We start from the raw sequence: 19,444 nt of genomic DNA on the forward strand, positions 1-19,444 counted from the left end.
TATTAATTGCCAAAAATATATGTCCGCCTAATTGCCTTCTGTCTACTTCAATCCCCGATTGCTTCTCCCCATTCTTTAATTACAGAAAATAGTGATGAGTAATCATCATCAGCAAATGACATTTTCACGGCTGTTTGCAAAATTTGCCGCACTCCTTTAATACTACTGAGATCCAAACTCTGAGATTTCGCTTCCGAGATAAACAATTCTGTATCTTTCAGCAAGTGTTTTGTAGGGAAATTTGGATCGGCATAGTTGCCATCCAACATCCGTTGTAGCTTTTTGTCAAAGGTAGGTGCGTAGAGTGGACTGTCGCGCAATATTTGCATAAATACATCTACATCCACACCCTGACGCTGGACAAAAGCCAGACTCAGAGCAAAGCTGCTTGTTAGGGAAGCGATTAGTTGATTGAGTGCCAATTTCAGCGCCGCCGCAGTTCCCACCGGCCCTATAAGCAAAGGTTCAGTCCCAAAATTGTGGAGTAATTTTAAGTGGCGTTGATATTGTTCTGGCTCGGCTCCTACCATAACACTCAAGTTACCAGCTTTTGCTTCTGGGATACTCCCTAATACAGGTGCTTCTAAATATTCGCCACCACCTGCAACAACTGCATCTCTAATTTCCTGGCTTTCTGTGGGAGTAATTGTTCCCATTTGAATGATTGTGCGTCCTTCTAGAGTTTGCCAAGCTGTATCTGAAAGCAACACATTATAAATAGCCGAGGCATTAGTAAGCATGAGAATTACGCACTCAGCAGCGCGAATGGCGTGGCGGGGATGTGTGACAATTTCAGCCCCAGCAGCTTGTAGTGGTGCTAATTTTTCTGGGGTGCGATTGTAGGCAACTAGCTGTATATCTGCGGCTAATAACCTTTGAGCCATTGGTAGTCCCATCAGTCCAGTTCCCAGAAATGCCACCTTCATTTTTTAAGTTCCTTTAATGACGTGTTAGCGAGTCTTCTCCCAAAGAGAGATGCCAAGAGCGGTAGCATCGACACCACGAGCGTCACGAGCGTTACAGCCCATCGGGGACATCGCGTTTGTATTGTTTGATTCCAATTAATTGGGAAGTAGTTATTTGAGACTTAAGATACAATCCTAAATCCCAGTTTTCCTACTTCCCACTCCCTAGTTTCTAACTCTGGCAATCAACCACCAGCGGCAAAAGTCACCATAATTATCACTGAAAGTAAAATACCGGGGGTAAGTAGTGTTGCTAGCATTAACAGGTCGTGGGTAGTCATAATTATTACTTTGGTAGTGTGTTTAACTTTACAGTAATCACTGTTATGCTAGTCTAAATAAGGCTGATACGGCATTCTTAAATAGAGTTTTAACTTTTCAAATTTACATTTACTCTGGCAAAGTCAATCCTTTTAGTGATTGAGAAGTTTCTGTCTTCTCCAAACCTTTGCTCTGAATTAGGACTCCAAAGCCGCCTAAGCCTGTGGGATCTATAAGTTGGTGTAGTGCGTCCCGCCGCTGTAGTAACTGTGAGAGGGGTTGCTTTTGATCGGAAAGGGCCGCAATACGATCGCCTAACCCCAATGCCATTAAAAACAATCCCTGCTGGATAAAACCAATATTCTCTAAATTACACTTCTCGCCCCAACGCTCTAAAGCCGTAAAGTCAACATGGGCAGTAATATCTTGCCTACCAATATTAGTATAGGGGTTGTTATGGAAACGATGATGGTAATAACACTGTAGCGTTCCTTGCGATCGCCTGGGATTATAGTAACGACTGGCGGGGTAGCCATAATCAATTGTTAGCACATAGCCGCGCTGTAAGCGGTCTGCTACTATACTCAACCAGTTTAAAGCAGCTAAATTAATTTCACTACGGTAGCCATCTGGATAAGCACTTTGGGTTAAGTCAATTCCCAGTGAATCCAAATATTCAGTTAGTTGGGGCGTTGAAGGTTCCCCTATGACTTCTACAAATGCAAAATTTGACCTCTCCCCCAACCCCTCCCCTATGAGGGGGGAGAAGGACTCCCCCTTCCCTAGTAGGGAAGGGGGTTGGGGGGTTAGGTTCTGTGGGGTTGTCACGTAAATTTCTTGCAATTCCCCAGCCTCTAGGATAAATTGATGGACGGGGAACGCATCTACTAACTCGTTAGAAAAAAAGCAGCCTGCGATCGCATTAGGTGGTATTTCCTCTAAACTACACCAACGCACGGGTAAATCTTGCAAGCGTTGCTGCTGTTCTTCTCTTAAAGTTGGTGACTTTTCAACAATGATGTACTCCAGCGCGGTAAAAAAATCTGGGTAGTGCAGCTGATAATATTTCAGGATATGCAACGCTAGCAGTCCTTGACCTGCTCCCATTTCTACCAGAGAAAAGGGTACAGGTTTTCCTAAAATCTGCCACATTTGCAAAAATTGTTCTGCTAGTAACTCGCCAAAGTCAGCACAGAGGTTAGGAGAGGTAAAAAAATCACCACCCTGAAAGCCAATTTTGACAGCATCGCTGGAATAGTAGCCATGTTCAGGGTGGTATAGTGCCATATCCATGAATTCAGCAAAAGTAATTCGCTGCTGTGAACTGGTGGTAATGTGATGAGCGATCGCAGCACACAATGCTGGATTTGAATCCATAAAATTTCAGGTTTGAGATTGAGGAGTAGAGAAAATTAATGAATTATGAATGATGCAAAACAAAATTCATAATTCAAAATTTCTCTAGCGGTCTACAAACCCCATAATATCGACCACTGTGTTATGAGTGCTGGCATTTATTGACAGACAAAATTTGAGAAGTTTGCGGTTTCATGCGATCGCCCACCGATATAATGCAACAACATTAAATCGTTATTTTGTCAATACATCCTTCAAAGCAGAAATTGACGGTGCAAAGAAGTAACCGCCACCAGTAGGAATTACCCAGTCTTCAGGTGCAGTCAACTTCTTAGTTCGAGGTTTACCTTGGTCATCCTCAAGATGGATGTAGAACTCGCGTGTGCGTTTCTCACCGGGTTTGTTATTTTTACTTTGACCAATAATTGGATCGTGACCAAGAGTTAATTCCCCTTCAAACTCGTGGCCGGTAGCAGCTTCCTTGCTGAAGTCTGGATTATTAACCCAGAATTTAGTGACAAACTCAAATTGGTCTACAATGGAGGTTTGATAAGCCAAAAAGTGAAGACCACGGTCAACAAACTTCTCATCTTGTAGTGGATTGTTAGGCGTCGAAGCAGACACCGGGCCATAAGGAATGCCGCGACGGAGTAAGCGGTGTGTTTGAGTGGTCACTTCACTACGGTCAATCTCTTCGGGCCCTGGGCCTCCACCTCCTGGTGTTTTGTCATTGCGTGGATAAGTTTTGCGGGTATGGGCAATAAAGGGACAACGCAGACCAGTTGCATCCTTGGAAGGTGGAACTACATCGTTTCTGAAGAAATAATTCTTCGGTGGATCATCACCGTTGAATTCAAAATCATTGTTCGCATCGTCATTATCACCCAATTGTGGGGCATCTTTTTCGGGCGTGCGGACAGTGGGAGCGCCACTAGGCCAACGACCAATCAGCTTTGCACTCACCTTTCGCGGGTCAGTGTTTAGCTCGGCAGCATTTTCGTGCAAGAAATCATGGAATTTGTATACATCTTGACGCAATCGGCGGAATACAAGGTAAGAGCCATCATTCGCCCAGTGTAGTCCTGCTGATACAACCTGACCTTTGCTATCTTCCAACGTTTTAGCATCATTGTTTTGACCTTCATAGCCAAAAACAAACTCTCCTGGCCAGAGAAGATCCTGTCCTGGTTTGCCCTGATTTTTATCCTCTGGGTTCTGCCGAGGAGTGAGAAGTTCTTTCGGATTATCAGCAACCCGGCCACGAATACCAGGTTGTGATATTCCATCCAGGTTGCCGAAATGCTCATGTCCAGTCAGAGGTGGGGGTAAGTTGGCTCCTTCTTCTAAGAAGGTAATTTTGGCTCCACTGCTCTTAGACTTGCCTTGCTCGTCTGTAAATACCACAATGCTTTCTAAGAGCCGCGATACTTCTGCCAACAAGTCCGTGCGATCGTCGCTGGCAATGATGAAAACCACATCAGTCTTGCCATTATCCGGCCCACCCACGACCCAGCCAATAGGTTTACCATCCTTGTCCACCGGGTCGTTCAAATCAACAGCGCGTGCTGCTAGCCCAGCTTTAAAGGAATCATCCGTAAATGAGTCGGCATCATTGGTTAGTTTCTTCAGCCCCTCAAAGGAGAAAGCTATATTGACCCAGGTTGCCTTAACAGCACCTTCTCGGCCTCGTCGTTTTCTGGCAGACTTGAATAGGCGGTTGAAAGCAATCACTTCTGAAGCGGTGGCAATAAAGTCAATTTGTGACTTCAGCCAGTGCTTGAAGGCATTTGGATTTTCAATTTCTAGGAACAAGAGGGCCTGGTAGTCTTTATTGAACCCACCGAGAATGTTGCCTTGAATGTTGTTGACATTCAGAATAGGCTCATTAGGCGCAGCGACGTAGAAGAATTCGTTTGTCTGTTGACCTTCTAACGGATCAGGAGCAGGTGCTTCACGAATGATTTGTTGGGTCATAATCAAAGTTCTGTTGATAGAAAAGCCTATTGGCTATTCCAGAATAAAAAGATGGAATCAGGTATCCCTAATGGGAACCTGTGTTAACTTATCGGAGGTAGTTAAAGGATTTATGCAGCAATTCTATCCATATTTATTAGGCGTACACTCAGGGTCTTTACTCTGAATAAATTCTCCTGTTCTGGCCTGTGAAGTCATATCACCTGTTTTGTCTGTGTTTGTTTCAGCTAAACGCAGTAATTGTACAATTTTTGTATTCTTCCATACTATTTCAGACGGATTGTTATGATTTATATACTCAACGCCAGAAGAAATAATATCTGCCTTTAATTGCTTGTATAAAAGCTCTATCTGGGGGTTAGATTCAGCGTAATTTTATCGAAGGAAGACAAGCAGACTAAATACAAAAAGTGAGTTATAAATTTTTTCCCTCACCTACTTATCAAGTAAAAATAAAATTACTGTAGTGGCGTGGCAAGCTTAAAATGATGCATTAAATTTTGAGAAAATTGAGATAAATCAATGTTTTCTGCTTTTTTTAATTCACTATTTTAGCTGTGCCGCACTACTACTTAAGATTTACTGTATAAATGGTTTCTTAGGTTTTGATTTTCGCCGAAGCGATCGCAATCCTCAGCCCAATCATTGCGTCTAAGGAAACTTGCCATACATTACGCTGTATTCATTTTTAATTTTCAATTTTTAATTCCGCTTTGCGGTACTAGCCACTCACCAATGACACCAACACGCCATTAGGATCGCGGACACGAGCGAGCGTTTGTCCCCAAGGCTGGGCTTTAGGAGCATCTAATGCTTTTGCACCTGCCCCGATCGCTCTCATGTAAGCACTGCCAACATCAGGAGTAACAAATGATATCTCGATTAATGTCGGTGGTTGTGTGGCATCGTTGGTATGGAAGCCGCCAGGAAATAACTTTTGGGCTTCGCTACTAGAAGAAAAAGCTAGTGTGGTGTTTCCGGTTTCGATTTCAGCCCAGGTAAACTGCCCCCTATCTTGAAGAGTGCGACGAACCAGACCAAATGCTTTTTCGTAAAACTCAACGGTTTTAACTACATCCTCAACCCAGATGACCGTGAAACCAAATTTCATAATTCTTTCTCCTGATTAGAAAAATCAAATTGAGTATTTTCAACCCACGGAGGTGGGTTTTGCTGTGTAGGCGCGGTTTCCAACCGCCCTTTTAACTTTCTAGTATGTAAGGGGCTGTTGCTAGAGTTTGTGCCCCTGTTTGCATCATTTCTATATCTGATGGCGACCAATAATAAGGCCCTTGACAATGATGTGCCGCTAGCAATCCCCATAATCCTCTGGGAATCAAGATTGGTACAACCAGATTAGCGCGAACCTGCATATTGCGGAGAAAATCTCGATGACAAGATTCGATTGGTTCTAATTCAATATCAGCGATCGCCTTTACCCGTCCTGCCAAGTATAAAGCAGCATACTCGTCATTAAAACAACCATCTGGGCCAGTAGAACCAAGTATTGAAAATTCTTTAGAACTCAAGGATTCAAAAGTCACTTGACCTTGCCACTGCCCGTAAAAATAATACAACACCACCCGATCAACCTGAAGCGATTCTCTGAGTTGATTGGTTGTTTGCCGCACTAACTCATCGCGCTGCATTGTTTTAACAAGGCGATCAAGCAATTTTTGCAAACCCTGTTCACGGCGATCGCGGCTATGGTTAAATTCGGAGTGAGGATGAATTTGCACGGTTGTAAAATTATGACTAAGTAAATGCTGCTGGATTTATATAGTAATTTATTAGACCTTATTTAAATACATTTTTGTATTTATAGCAGCAATTCCATTTTAACGGAAGTTAATACTAGTCAACCTGTTCGCTGAATTTAAACTCAATTCTTAAGAAATTATAATTTTTAATTTCTACCCAAAAGAATTCCCAATTATAAATTTAAAGTTAAGAATTTTAGAAAATTACAACTAATATGCTCAGTTTGCATGAATAACATTGTGTGGATTTCCCTCAATGTTACACGCGATCGCTAATTCAGCAATATACCACGTTGCGTTCTTGGGAATGTATGCCATTGTTTATAAAACCAAAATTTTCTATGAATCATGCTATCACTGACGATTAATATTAAGTACTTTCATTACATTTGCGTTCGTCAAGTTTGTGAACTCTGAACTACATAATTGCTCAACTTAAGTATTAAATAAAAAGATTACCAATATTTAGGAAAAGCAAAGACGTGAACCGTTTCCAAAAGCTATCCTCAATTGTGTTCCTGCTATTAACCTTCACTTATCCACCTGCTTTAGCTGAAGCTAAGGATAATACTCTAAATAATGTTCTCAATCAGCAGAGTATTGACGCACAGACAAAATTAGTTGGAGAGCAAAGTGAAGAACTTTTGTTAGCTCGCAGACGAACTCGACGACGTTATCATAGACGGCAACCGACTGGAAGATATTATTATCAGCGCCAGCAAAATCGACGACATTACTATAGACGACGCTATCGCTCTATAGGTTATCACGGACAACGATATCGTCATGGAGAATGGGAACTTGTGCGCGATCGTCATGGACGATTAATGTATGATTGGCAGCGTTAATAATAAAGGAAATTAAAGAGGTGGAAAAAACTTGAGTCAGTAGGGTATGTTATGTCAAAAGCTAATGTACCGTTTCTGTTTCTATAATCTAATACAGTTCAGATCAGGCCAAAACACTTGTAGAGACGGCGATTTATCGCGTCTCGAAACTCCAAAATTGTTGCCAGTAGCCCTTAACTGAACTGTATTGTTTTATAATGTATTGTGGTGCGTTAGCCTAATGCCATAACGCACCCTACCTATACTGGCATAGTGCTAGCATATATCCTAATTTTATAAAACACTTCTATTTGACAATACCAGCTTGCTTTAAGAGCCTCATTAGCGAACGACTTGTTTCTGATGCGTTGTCGGATAAAACATACTTCCCATCAATTTCATAAAGACTACCAAGGTAGTGATTACCAATAACTCCAACTATTTTCTTTGCACGCACCAATAAGTCGTCTAAGTGTCGCCACATTATTGATTCGATTTTTGTTTCATCGATCGACTCATGATGAGCAACTCGTTTATCTCTTACATCTCTGATATTTTTTATTTCATCTTTTGACGGTAGTTTTCTGCTAAGTGCTTCAGCAACAATATTTGTAAGTTCTGAGTCAGATAGAGATAGCAAACATTTTCTATCGAACCCCCAGTTATTTAGTTTATATTCTAACTGCTCTCTATATTCTATTTTCAATTCATTACAGTTATCTTTTAGTATTTCTATAGCAGCAGGAAGACTTCTCGGTGGATATTTTTTATTAGGTCTTTCATAAATCTTATTTATAGAAAGAATAGTGTTTCTCACCAATAAACTTTGAAGCACTCCAAATAAATTATCAAAATTATTTTTAGTTAATGCATCTTTATGATTACCAATAATTTCGTATAATTTAATTGCTTCTTCCGCATCTAAAATGTCTATTCTTACACCTTGTTTAACTATATCTTCAAGCTTATCTTTTGGTGTATAAACCATAAATTTTTAGGGAAATAATTTATTTGTATAAAACATACTCACAAAATTAGCACATAATACATATAACTAGCTTTTATTGCCAGTCACTCATGCCGCAAAATAACCAAACCGCCGTCGAATTCCGCGATGTCACTTTTAGCCGTAACCATCGCCCATTGGTGTCAAATCTCAACTTCAGCATCCGTCAAGGAGAAGCACTGGTATTACTTGGGCGCAGTGGTAGCGGCAAAACCACCACAATGAAGTTAATTAATCGCCTATTTATACCCACACAAGGCGAAGTTTTATTTGATGGTATTCCCACAACTCAATGGGATGAAATTAAACTGCGGCGAAAAATTGGTTACGTCATTCAAGAAATTGGTTTATTTCCTCATTTCACTGTAGAACGCAATGTAGGTTTAGTTCCTTCTTTAGAAGGTTGGCAACCAAAACAAATTAAAACGCGGGTTTATGAATTGTTGCAATTAGTAGGCTTAGAACCAGCACAATTCGCCGGACGTTACCCGCACGAACTTTCGGGAGGACAACGGCAAAGAGTCGGTGTAGCCAGGGCTTTAGCAGCAGATCCGCCAGTGTTGTTGATGGATGAACCCTTTGGCGCACTCGATCCGATTACGCGCCTAGAACTGCAACAAGAGTTTCGGCATTTGCAGCAAGAGTTAGGTAAGACAGTGGTTTTCGTCACCCATGATATTCAAGAAGCCTTAGTTTTAGCATCGAGAATTGGTTTAATGTATGGCGGAGAATTGGTAGTATTGGGGACGACAGATGAATTTATGCGATCGCAACATCCAGAAAGTCTCGCCTTTTTGCAATGTCTGCATTCCCTGCAAGATACTTTATGAAAAATTTCTTCCTGGTTAAGTATGCCCCAGAAATTCTTCAGCATACTCTCGAACATCTATTTTTAGTAGGAATCGCGATCGGAATTGCCATACTTGTAGGCATTCCACTAGGTATTTTAATTACACGTAAAACTTATCTTCGCCAACCAATTCTTGGCATAGCAAATATTTTCCAAACTATTCCTAGTTTGGCACTTTTTGGTTTACTCATTCCGGTTCCTATAATTGGCGGAATTGGTGCAGTCCCAGCAATTGTTGCCCTGACTGTATATTCCTTGCTGCCGATAATTCGTAACACTTACACAGGTATTACTAGCGTCGATCCAGCGATTCGAGAAGCTGGCAGAGGTATGGGGATGACAGATAGACAATTGTTATTACAAGTTGAGATTCCCTTGGCAATGGGAATAATTTTGGCAGGAGTGCGAGTAGCAACAGTAATCGCCATAGGTATTGCAACCATTGCAGCAGCGATTGGTGCTGGTGGTTTGGGAGTGTTTATTTTTCGCGGCATATCTGTAGTTAACGATCAGTTAATTTTAGCTGGTGCAGTTCCGGCGGCAGTAATTGCATTACTGGCTGACTTTGCAATTGGCTGGTTGGAGAATAAATTAAAAATTAAAAATTAATGAAAAGATTTTTCACACTTTGCTGTTTAACTTTTACTTTGTTACTACTAATCACGAGCTGCACACCAAATTTAAATAGTAATAACGGTGGTAATATAATTGTTGCTTCCAAAGATTTTACAGAACAAGATATTTTAGGTGAACTATTAGCACAGCAAATCGAGGCGACAACTAATTTAAAAGTAGCTCGTCGCCCTCGTCTGGGTGGTTCATTTGTTTGTCATAGTGCTATTACTGCTGGTAAAATTGATGCTTATATTGAGTATACAGGCACAGCTTTTACTGCAATTTTAAAGCAGAAAACAGTTAATGATCCGAAAGAAGTTTATGAAAGATTAAAACAAGCATACTCTCAGCAATTTAAGCTGGAGGTAATGCCAAGCTTGGGTTTTGAAAATACTTTTGCGATGATTGTTCGGGGTGAGGATGCCAAACGCTACAACATTCAAACTCTCTCGGAAGCTACTCAATATACACCACAGTGGCGTGGTGGTTTCGGCTACGAATTTTTAGAACGGGAAGATGGTTTTCCAGGATTAGCTAAAACTTACAATTTACGTTTTGCTAAATCTCCCCAAATTATGGACTTGGGTTTAATATATCGCGCTTTGATTCAAAAACAAGTGGATATGGTAGCGGGTAATTCCACTGACGGACAGATTTCTCGCTTAGGTTTAGTTGTACTCAAGGATGATAAACATTATTTTCCACCTTACGAAACTGTACCAATTGTTCGACAAGAAATATTAAAAAAGTATCCCGAATTAAAAACAGCGATCGCTTCCCTTGCTGGAAAGATTTCAGCAGATGAAATGCGGCAGTTAAACTATTTAGTTGAAGGAGAATTACGGGATATTAAAGATGTTGTCCAAGAGTTTCGTAAATTGAAGGGATTAAAATAAAACGCACCAAAATGAGATGGTACGTTACGGAAAAATTAATAAGTCTACTGTTGTCCACGCAAAAAGTTCTTTAACCACCTAATGACTTCACTTGTTGTTTGCTCATTAGCCATTTGGAGACATTGCTGCACAATTTCTCTGACGTTAGGAAAGTAGCTGCTTTCGGTAAGCACATAACTTGCTCCCTCCAATCGATAAATTAATAACCGATTACTCTTTAATATCCAAACTTCTGGCACTCGATATGGCAAAAAATCGTTAACGTCGGTGTAGCTTGTTACATCTATTTCAATTGCTAAATCTGGTGGTGGATCTGACTCCCAATCAATCCTTTTTTTGCCTACTACGGCTCTGCAATTTTCAATGTAAAAGCAAAAGTCTGGCTCAATACCACTAATTTCTGGCAAACTCATGGTAATGGGCGTAAATGACTCGTATATGCGGTTTAAGTGATCCAGCAAAACCTTAGCAATATCTGCCAGCAAACTCGCATCTCTTCCATGCTCTGGTAGCGGTGCCATCAGTAAAATTTCTCCAGGGCGATATTTAATGCGAGGCGAGGAGCGATCACCTAGTTGCTGACTCAATACTTGATAGTCTTGCCAGTTTCCCAAAAGTTTCAACAGCGCGCCAGGTGGTAACTCAATTTTTTGTGGTGTAATTACAGTGTCCATATTAGCCACATTGTAGATATTACCCGCATTTTTACATGGAAGATGAGCGATCACCAGATTCAGGAATTCAATGAGGGGATGAGGCAGTAAAGAAGATGAGGACAATAACTACTGCCTAATGCTCTTATTGATTTTGAATTGTTGACTCTGCATAGCTGCTGGTACCAAACTCGTTTGCCCGTGCGCTAGGTACTAGTGTCCAGCCTGCTTTGATCAGTTTTTGATAAGTTGCCCAACCTTTAGAACCACCTTCTATTTTATAATCGGGGACTGCCAAATGTCCAAAAGCTGTGTAGGGACGCCAAGGTTGATTGGGTTCTGCCTGCAAATACAAAATTTTTTCTCCATCGCCACTAGACTTAGATAACCAGCACATTTGTCGAGGCATTGCAAACTCCTTTACTTTTTGCTTATAAGCATGATACCAGGCTTTTGTCAAGAAAATTCTCACCCTTGTGGGGTAATTTTTTGCCTAATAGTTTAGACAAAATATAATTAAGTTATCCTGTAAGGGATAATTGCTTAAAAAGTCATACCTTGGAAGACTGCTGGTAGTAGTACATCAAGATAAACAGCTTTGCCACACCTTCTTTATTAGGTGAGATTTTTCTAATGTTATCCGCGTTTTTTGCGATCGTGTGTAACAATAACTACTGTTTTGACTGAGGCTCGCAATCTGATGCCCCCCATATCGCCTGTGCCGAAAGAAGTCAGGCTGATGTATTTCTCACAACAGATAATAGACTCTTCAAAAAAGTCCAAAAAACCCTCAATTAATTAAATATTAAATAGAATAGCACTTAGCTAAAGCTAAATTTATCGTAAATTCAAGGGTTTAAGACCCCTATATCTCAATACGGTTCAGATAAGCTAAAAACACTTGTAGAGACGGCGATTTATCGCTTCTTGAAAACCCAAGCGTATTGCCCTATATCTACAATAGAGGATAAGTTTCTGTCGGGGTTTAAATCTCCGCCTGAAATGTCTTCAATTTTGAATTTTGAATTGTTAAATACCCGACTTATTCAAAAAGTCAGGTATCTGGACACCAACTTGGGTTATTAGAAGGATGGAGCGTACAATTTATCGCCGACAATCTCGCGAATTGTCTCTACTAGTTGGCTGTATGCAAAGTTAGATAAAACTGGTTTTGCTGTTTGCAAGTGAATTGATCGATCTAAATCAATCCATGACTTACAGCCGCCGTACTTAGCGTAATAGGGAATTTCTTGCTCTTGGGGCAGTTTGTAAGTCCGCAGGAGGAGAATATAAAGGGGTTGACGTGGTTTCCATTTGAGGCGATCGCTAATAAAATGCTCGTTCCAAATATGGAAAGGAAGCAAGGTGTTGACAATAGACTCGTCACTTACTGGCAAAATATCGGTAATTTCAGCCCAACTGCCGATGCGAACTGTTTCAGGATGCCAGCCTGATGTTACTGGATAGACACTATTGGCATACTCAGCTTTCAGCATGAAAGCTTGTTGATGTTCATAAGTAGGGTAAAGCAAAATTTGCTTGTGGGCAACTTGGAAGTGTCCATTTCGTTCATGGATACCGCCTTTGCGGAGCAACATAATTGTTTTGCCACTTTCCAAAGCATTTACGGCAACTGCCCATTCTTTGAGGGCATCAAAAGTTGTAGTCAATTCCATCAGCATCTACTGTAACTCTGATTTAATTTGAAGCTAAGACCGATAAAGTATGAAACTATCCAAGGGATTGAATTGGGAAGCAGTTATGGAAAAGCGATGTCTACGACGGGCTACGCCTACGCTAAGTACAACTGAAGTCAAAATCACACCCATCTAATGGGAACTTGGCAAGCTGGTAAAAGAATGTGGGTAGGAATGCTGACTCGATTAAAAGCATCCGAGTCGCTTATGAAGCTAGTATCACAACAATAGATACTGCTGAAGTATATGGTGAAGGACACTTTGAGCGAATTGTCGCTGAAGCTTTATTCTGATGTGCGAACTCATGTGGAATATGCCACGAAAGTTTTTGCTAACCATGTAAAGTATGAACAAGTGATTGAAGCTTGCGATCGCTCCCTAACCAAACAAGCCTTAGAAAAACTGCGTCCTATAGCCCTTCTTTATAATTGTACCTTTGCTCAGTTAGCTTTGGACTGGTTAATTGTTCAACCACAAACAAATGCGTAGACGCGCAGCGGCTTGTCGTCAGATATCGTTGGGGCACGTTATCCTGAACAACAACGCCTTAGCCGCCAAAATCAAGCTTTCTGTCGCCGAATTGGCAGAAATTGATACCATCTTGATAACAGTCAAATTATGTGGAATTGGTGACAATACAGATTGCTGAGTCATGCCGATCTCTCCAAGATCCCTTTAACTTTCTTAGAAAGAAGGCTAGGGATCAAATCTATAGCTTTAGATTGCAAAATCTAACAAAACATCAACTTTAGTAAACCAAGGATTGCAACTCACGAACTAAGTGATAAATTAGTTAGTAGGACACCAAATAAAAGAAAACCAAACAAAAAAGGTCAATGACTTAGTGTCCCCTTGTCATAAGACCAAGCAAAGTTCAGCATATCAAATATTATGAAAGTGGCAAAAAGCCTAATTGTAGAAGGCAAAGCCAAATCCTAAAGCGGAAAAGCGCAGGAATGCTGAGTTTGTTAGTTATTCAGTCCACTTTAGTTATTAACCTTCAGTTAGTTAATTAGTTTAAAATTGAAATCTGTAAACTCGATAAAACCTGGTCAACCTCGACCAGGTTTTTGGTATTTTATTGTGATATCTTTGTCTTCATACCTTTCGGTTAACAAAAAATAGTTAATCTACTTAATAAATCTAAAGTTTTTTACAATATAAACTTCAATTCAGACTATGGTGATTTTTCCAGCAGGGAATAAAATAAGACAGCAACATATCCTGCTAGGAGAATTTGATGAAAACTTATAGCTTTTTAAAACAAATTACTACAGCTATTGTTATAGCGACCCTTTCTTTTTCTTGTAAGTCTTCTATTAGCAGAACTGCCGAACAAGCAAAAGCAACTGACAAACCGCAACCACAACCAAATATTGTCTATGGCGATTTAATTATTAAAGAACAATCAGATTATCTGATGATTCCCGTTGCTGTTTCAGAGCAAAACAAAGATAAAGGAATTGATTTAAAAATTTCACGTTCTTATGAAAATGAAAGAAGTAACCAATTGTATAACATCATCTTTTATCAAAAACAAAGTGGCGAAGCTCATCTTTTATTAAATAAAAAAGCCATTATCAACTCCTTCGATTTGTTGGAAGTCAAAGCAGCACAGAAGCCAACTACAAGAGTTTGGTTGTATAAAATCATTGACAAAGACACAAATACAGATACAAAATTCAACAGTGAAGATGCAACTATTGGCTATCTTTCTGATTTATCAGGTAAAAACCTCCAGCAAATTACCCCAGACAATACTAGAATCATCAATTGGGTTGTTGTTCCTGGTCAAAATGCACTTTTTATAAAAATTATCAAAGACTCAGATAATAATAAAAAGTTTACAGCAGAAGACAAAACAAATTTTGTGAGGGTTAACCTCAATAAAATCAGTATGGGAACTGAGATAATTAGTGACCAAATCGAGCAAGAAATTAAATCATATATTTTTAAATAAGGGAACTCCAAGAAATAAATTATCCAATATTTTGGGGCGGGCATCTTGCCCGCCTTATCAACTGGGCAGGCGAGACGCTCACTTACTTAGACAAAACCCAATCGCGTAAAAATTGATTAATTGTATCGGGTATTTCATCATGAGGACAATGACCTGCTGTTAAGAAATGCTCTGTGAGTTGAGGACAATATTGACGAAATTTTTGAGAACGTTCTTTAGTATTCATCCAAGGATCGGCTTCTCCCCATAGCATCAATAAAGAACAAGTTAATTGCTTTAACAGCACATCAACTTTTTCCCCTTGAGGACTGCTAAAAACTGAAACAAATACATCCAATGCACCTGCATCAAAAGCGGGACGAGAAATTTCTTCTACCAATTGGTCTGTAACAGCACTTTTATCAAGATATACCTTTTCTAAAGTTTGGCGAATTACCCAACGTTGTCGCACGTATTGAAATAACACAAACTGAGCTAAAGGTTGTTGAAAAATCCACTTAACTGAGTCACCCAAGAGTTTCTCTAAAGAAGAGGGTTGTTTGGGTGGCTGAATTTCGCTTTGCAAAGCTTCCGATTCAGATGTCGGCTGGCTGTCGCTAAAAGGCCCGGCACTATTGAGCAATACTAATCCAGCTACGCTGTCAGGACGTTGAGCGGCAACACATAAGCAAGCATAACCACCAAGGGAATTACCTGCTAATACTGTTTTTTGACCAATCACTTCGCTGATAAAATCATGGAGTTGATCGCGCCATAAGTCGCCACTGTACTGCAATTTTGGTTTTGCCGATCGCCCGAATCCCAAAAGGTCGATCGCAAATACTTCAAAATCTTGACACAATCCTGTGATATTCTTGCGCCAGTGGTCTGTAGAAGCACCAAATCCATGTACCAAAAGCAAGGGCGGACGTTGCGTTTGTTTCTCTCCCGCACGCACGTAGTAAACGTTGTGCCCGCGCCACTGCCAATATTTACCAGGAATTGGAATTGTAGAGGGGGCTGTAGTTGCGTGCATGATTTAAATAAAGAAATGTTAAGGAGCTTTTAATAATTGTAGGCTAGGTGGGGGAGTGGTGACTGGAGACAAAAGGGATGAGCTATGACAAATGACAAATAACAAATGACAAAAGAAATTACCGGGAAAACTAAATTACTAGGAGTCATTGGACATCCGGTGGAGCATTCACTGTCACCAGTGATGCATAATGCAGCGTTAGCGAAGCTCGTCGTTGGCGAAGCCTCTCGTAGAGAAGACATCGCACAATTAGGATTAGATTACATTTATCTACCTTTTCCGATTGAACCACAAAATTTAGAGGTGGCGATCGCAGGTTTCGCGGCTGTTGGTGTTGTTGGCTTTAGTGTCACAATCCCTCACAAACAGGCAATCATCCCCCTCCTCTCAGAAATTACTCCCCTGGCTCAAACTATTGGTGCAGTAAATACGGTTAGCCGCCAAAATAACCAATGGGTAGGCACAAATACAGATATAGAAGGATTTATCGCTCCTTTGCAGACAACATATAAACAAGATTGGAGTCAGAAGGTAGCGGTAATTTTAGGCAATGGTGGTGCAGCCAGAGCAGTTGTAGCAGGTTGTATTCAGCTAGGTTTTGCCCAAATTCATGTTGTTGGACGCAATATGCGGAAATTAGAAGAATTCCGCAATAGTTGGAGCAATTCATCCCTAGCTGAGAAATTCCAAGTTCATCAATGGGAGGAATTACCAAAGCTCATTCCCCAAGCCAATCTGCTGGTAAACACAACTCCGATTGGGATGTATCCCAAAGTTGATGAATCGCCTTTGAGTGTAGAAGAAATAGCAAATTTACCAACAGGTGCGATCGCTTACGATTTAATATACATTCCTAAACCGACGCAATTTCTCCAACAGGCACAAAAACAAGGCGCAATTGGAATCGATGGATTAGAAATGCTAGTTCAACAAGGGGTAGCAGCATTAAAAATCTGGTTGCAGCAGGAAACTTTGCCTGTAGAAGTAATGCGCCAAGCATTACAAAATCATCTGGGTTTAGGGAAATGAAAGTTCTATAGGACAATACAGTTTAGAATGAGCAACAAAACACTTGTAGAGACGGCGATTTATCGCGTCTCGAAAACCCAAAATTGTTGCCAGTAGCCCGTCAGTTAGTGAATAACATTCCTCTAAGTAGGTAGGCACAAATTAACCTAATAACTATGTAACCAAATGTAAAATCTTCAAAGTCCTTGTGATTGTAACTCTTGCAGACGCACTCGCGTTCGTTACACTCCGTTTCACGGGCAATGAGATACTTATAAATTTTCCCACCCACCTACTTACTGGAAACTTTTTTGATAGTTCAAAAATTATCATGGCTCAATCAAAAGCCATTTTATAAACTTCTAAATCTTTACGATCTTTAATAACTTGTTCTCCCCCATCTCCCTCAAATGACTACGAACCAGTGGGCATTATCTGTGGTTGCAAATAGCAAATCAAATCTTGAATTCCCTTTTGGAGATAGCGCGTTACTGTCATTGGGCTAGTACCAATATTTTTAGCGGCATCCTTGCGAGAAAGTTCCTTCAAAAATACCATTTCAACTGCCATGCGGGGCTTTTCTTCCAACATATTGATTGCGCCTTGGAGTTGTTGGCGTTCTTCTTCTTGTTGCAGAAGCACATGAGAACGAGGACAAGGAAGTGCCTCACCCAAGGTTATTTGACAATCAACATAGTTAACTGCGGTTGCATCTAAACTCAAAGGCATCCGGTTTTGAGCCGCTAACTTGGTTTCTTGCCATTCTTGCACAGATACCCGGAGTTGGCTGGCAATTTCAGCATCCTTGGGCGGGCGACCTAAAGAGATTGACAAGTCCTTGCGAATCTTTTGTCCTTCATTATACAATTCTTGCCAACGACGAGGAATTTTTAATAGAGTACTGCGATCGCGCAAAAAATGCAGCATCTCACCGCGAATATATGGCACTGCAAAGGAACTAAAAGCATATCCTTGGCTAGGGTCGAAGCGCTCAATTGCCCTAATTAAACCAAAATAACCAATTTGTTCTAAATCTTCATAAGGTTCGTTACATTGATGGCTAAATTTATGAGCCATCTTTCGCACTAAGCCAGTATGTAACTGTACAAGTTTATTACGAAGTTTAATAGAAGGATTCTGGTGGTACAAGTGTAATAATTCTATACCATCAGTTCGTAAAGAGGACTCACTTGTTGCCATATACATTACCTTTGTTGTAACTCCTAATTCCTGAGAAAATGGAGCTGCGTATATTTTCTTCTAAGCTGTTATTATTTTGCTGAGTCAGGGAAAAATAAGCTATCGTCGTTTCACTGAACTTGTTAGGGGTCTAACTCCACAATTCAGTATTTGTACGCATGATTTTGCGAACCCCTCTGTTACAGGTGATTTTTGCTTTTTATATAACTCTTGAATGGTAAATAATCTTTAGCTTTTGCAACAAAAACTAGCTATTTATGCTTAAAAATGCATGACTGACATAATACGCATCTGTCATACTGAGTGCAAGTGGATCGGTACTGAATTAATCGCAAAATAGGTTGTAATCAAGGGTAAAGAGTATGCTATCAGTACTAAAGAGGCTGTGAAATCCTCAAAAAGTGACGACTCTAGTTTTCAACAACAAAGCCGCCCTTCAGATTTGACAACGATATTAAATCCTTGTCCGTTAACGGCAAAGATTGGTAAGAATAGGAATAAGCAGAATGTTTTCCTAAAAAACAGTTTTTCAATATGAGCAATACCAGTAATTTTCGTGAAGCTATCCGTGAGGCTAAATCTCACGCCCTTGTTGGCCCAAACGTGATTGCCAACGCCCTCCCCTACGTTGGTGGTGGATTGGTGCTAACGGCATTAGGAACCTACGGTGGTTTGGGAGTTATCCGTACTAACCCCGAAATCTTCTTTCCCACCTTCATTGGTGCGGTGATTTTGGAGTTAATTTTGTTCTTTGTTGCCCAAAATGTTGCCCAAAAAGGTAATAAGGGGCTTGCACTACCCCTGTTGGCAACCTACAGTCTCTTGTCTGGATATACTCTCAGTGGCTTGATATTTGTCGCCTTGAGATCCCAAGGTGTTGGCATTCAAGGCATTGGGTTGGCTGCCCTGGGTTGTGGTGTCACCTTTATAGCTGCCCGTCAAATTGGTTCAAATCTTTCTGAACAAGACGGCATGGCTTTGACGAAAACCATTAATCTTGGTGTCATTGCCTTGGTGGTTGTGTGTCTAGCCCAATTCGGCTTTGCTATGTTTGGTATTTATACGCCAAATTGGTTAGAAATCGCCATCTCCGGTTTAGGAGTATTCCTGTTTGTTGGAGTTTCTGTAGTTGATTTCTACATCTTGCCCCGCACTTACAGCGATGACCAATATCTGCCTGCTGCTTTGTCGATGTACCTGACTTACATCAACTTGTTCGTCTTTATCTTGCGGTTACTAATTGCCATTAATGGCCGCGATTAATTGTCTGTAGGCGCTAACAAAAGTAAAGTTTTATAGAGTAAAGACCGTGGTTAAATTTTTAGCAACCACGGTTTTTTCATCGTTTTACAGCGTATTGCAGGTTTATGAGGTACAGTAACAACAGTTTGTAAACCAGTT

18 protein-coding genes and 1 pseudogene are annotated in these 19,444 nt (G+C 40.5%); 8 read left to right on the forward strand and 11 right to left on the reverse strand.

Annotated elements, in window-relative coordinates; all coding sequences use genetic code 11:
- Positions 1-47: 47 nt before the first annotated feature.
- The 5 genes from HWQ39_RS16630 to HWQ39_RS16650 form a co-directional block, all read right to left on the reverse strand.
- Positions 48-926: an NAD(P)-dependent oxidoreductase gene (locus tag HWQ39_RS16630; protein ID WP_292847059.1), complete on the reverse strand. Its 879-nt coding sequence runs from the start codon at positions 924-926 to the stop codon at positions 48-50.
- A gap of 429 nt (positions 927-1,355) precedes the next feature.
- On the reverse strand, positions 1,356-2,603 hold the full coding sequence (locus tag HWQ39_RS16635) for a class I SAM-dependent methyltransferase (protein WP_292847062.1): 1,248 nt from the start codon (positions 2,601-2,603) through the stop codon (positions 1,356-1,358).
- 213 nt (positions 2,604-2,816) lie between these two features.
- Positions 2,817-4,556 (reverse strand): Dyp-type peroxidase, encoded by a 1,740-nt coding sequence (locus HWQ39_RS16640; RefSeq protein ID WP_292847065.1) that lies wholly within the window; start codon positions 4,554-4,556, stop codon positions 2,817-2,819.
- A gap of 721 nt (positions 4,557-5,277) precedes the next feature.
- Positions 5,278-5,667, reverse strand: a complete 390-nt coding sequence (locus HWQ39_RS16645) for a VOC family protein (protein WP_292847068.1) — start codon at positions 5,665-5,667, stop codon at positions 5,278-5,280.
- Between the two features lie 91 nt (positions 5,668-5,758).
- Positions 5,759-6,295, reverse strand: a complete 537-nt coding sequence (locus tag HWQ39_RS16650; RefSeq protein ID WP_292847071.1) for a GAF domain-containing protein — start codon at positions 6,293-6,295, stop codon at positions 5,759-5,761.
- A 503-nt stretch (positions 6,296-6,798) separates the two neighbouring features.
- Between HWQ39_RS16650 and HWQ39_RS16655 the strand changes: the two genes are divergently transcribed.
- Positions 6,799-7,164, forward strand: a complete 366-nt coding sequence (locus HWQ39_RS16655) for a hypothetical protein (RefSeq protein ID WP_292847074.1) — start codon at positions 6,799-6,801, stop codon at positions 7,162-7,164.
- Between the two features lie 286 nt (positions 7,165-7,450).
- On the opposite strand, the gene HWQ39_RS16660 is transcribed toward HWQ39_RS16655, so the two are convergent.
- Positions 7,451-8,131 (reverse strand): hypothetical protein, encoded by a 681-nt coding sequence (locus HWQ39_RS16660; RefSeq protein WP_292847077.1) that lies wholly within the window; start codon positions 8,129-8,131, stop codon positions 7,451-7,453.
- Between the two features lie 89 nt (positions 8,132-8,220).
- Here HWQ39_RS16660 and HWQ39_RS16665 point away from each other — a divergent pair, with 89 nt between their 5' ends.
- Genes HWQ39_RS16665 through HWQ39_RS16675 form a run of 3 tightly spaced genes read left to right on the forward strand, consistent with a single transcriptional unit; the run spans position 8,221 to position 10,510 of the window.
- Positions 8,221-8,979, forward strand: a complete 759-nt coding sequence (locus HWQ39_RS16665) for an ATP-binding cassette domain-containing protein (RefSeq protein ID WP_292847080.1) — start codon at positions 8,221-8,223, stop codon at positions 8,977-8,979.
- Positions 8,976-9,608 carry an ABC transporter permease gene (locus HWQ39_RS16670; protein ID WP_292847083.1) on the forward strand — a complete coding sequence of 211 codons (633 nt, stop codon included), beginning with the start codon at positions 8,976-8,978 and terminating at the stop codon, positions 9,606-9,608. Before HWQ39_RS16665 ends, HWQ39_RS16670 begins: the two co-directional genes overlap by 4 nt.
- Complete coding sequence (locus tag HWQ39_RS16675; RefSeq protein WP_292847086.1) at positions 9,608-10,510, forward strand: glycine betaine ABC transporter substrate-binding protein; 903 nt, start codon at positions 9,608-9,610, stop codon at positions 10,508-10,510. The genes HWQ39_RS16670 and HWQ39_RS16675 overlap by 1 nt, the downstream gene beginning before the upstream one ends.
- 44 nt (positions 10,511-10,554) lie before the next feature.
- On the opposite strand, the gene HWQ39_RS16680 is transcribed toward HWQ39_RS16675, so the two are convergent.
- From HWQ39_RS16680 to HWQ39_RS16690, 3 genes are all read right to left on the reverse strand, one after another.
- The gene (locus tag HWQ39_RS16680; protein WP_292847143.1) at positions 10,555-11,184 is read right to left on the reverse strand and encodes a Uma2 family endonuclease; all 630 of its coding nucleotides are present in this window, start codon (positions 11,182-11,184) and stop codon (positions 10,555-10,557) included.
- Between the two features lie 124 nt (positions 11,185-11,308).
- Complete coding sequence (locus HWQ39_RS16685; RefSeq protein WP_292847089.1) at positions 11,309-11,572, reverse strand: hypothetical protein; 264 nt, start codon at positions 11,570-11,572, stop codon at positions 11,309-11,311.
- Positions 11,573-12,245: 673 nt separating this feature from the next.
- Complete coding sequence (locus HWQ39_RS16690) at positions 12,246-12,845, reverse strand: DUF1802 family protein (protein ID WP_292847092.1); 600 nt, start codon at positions 12,843-12,845, stop codon at positions 12,246-12,248.
- 79 nt (positions 12,846-12,924) lie between these two features.
- Between HWQ39_RS16690 and HWQ39_RS16695 the strand changes: the two are divergent.
- A pseudogene (locus HWQ39_RS16695) lies at positions 12,925-13,493 on the forward strand (aldo/keto reductase).
- A gap of 607 nt (positions 13,494-14,100) precedes the next feature.
- Positions 14,101-14,820: a hypothetical protein gene (locus HWQ39_RS16700; RefSeq protein ID WP_292847095.1), complete on the forward strand. Its 720-nt coding sequence runs from the start codon at positions 14,101-14,103 to the stop codon at positions 14,818-14,820.
- A gap of 82 nt (positions 14,821-14,902) precedes the next feature.
- Here the strand turns inward: HWQ39_RS16700 and HWQ39_RS16705 are convergent, their stop codons facing one another.
- Positions 14,903-15,835 carry an alpha/beta fold hydrolase gene (locus HWQ39_RS16705; protein WP_292847098.1) on the reverse strand — a complete coding sequence of 311 codons (933 nt, stop codon included), beginning with the start codon at positions 15,833-15,835 and terminating at the stop codon, positions 14,903-14,905.
- Between the two features lie 105 nt (positions 15,836-15,940).
- Between HWQ39_RS16705 and HWQ39_RS16710 the strand changes: the two genes are divergently transcribed.
- Positions 15,941-16,864, forward strand: coding sequence for a shikimate dehydrogenase (locus HWQ39_RS16710; protein ID WP_292847101.1), 924 nt, complete (start codon positions 15,941-15,943; stop codon positions 16,862-16,864).
- A gap of 393 nt (positions 16,865-17,257) precedes the next feature.
- Here HWQ39_RS16710 and HWQ39_RS16715 read toward each other — a convergent pair whose 3' ends face one another.
- Positions 17,258-18,043, reverse strand: a complete 786-nt coding sequence (locus tag HWQ39_RS16715) for an RNA polymerase sigma factor SigF (protein WP_179067988.1) — start codon at positions 18,041-18,043, stop codon at positions 17,258-17,260.
- Between the two features lie 534 nt (positions 18,044-18,577).
- Here HWQ39_RS16715 and HWQ39_RS16720 point away from each other — a divergent pair.
- The gene (locus HWQ39_RS16720; RefSeq protein WP_292847105.1) at positions 18,578-19,306 is read left to right on the forward strand and encodes a Bax inhibitor-1 family protein; all 729 of its coding nucleotides are present in this window, start codon (positions 18,578-18,580) and stop codon (positions 19,304-19,306) included.
- The last annotated feature ends 138 nt before the right edge of the window (positions 19,307-19,444 follow it).

This window comes from Nostoc sp. NMS8 (genome assembly GCF_017115045.1).
Lineage (GTDB): Bacteria > Cyanobacteriota > Cyanobacteriia > Cyanobacteriales > Nostocaceae > Nostoc.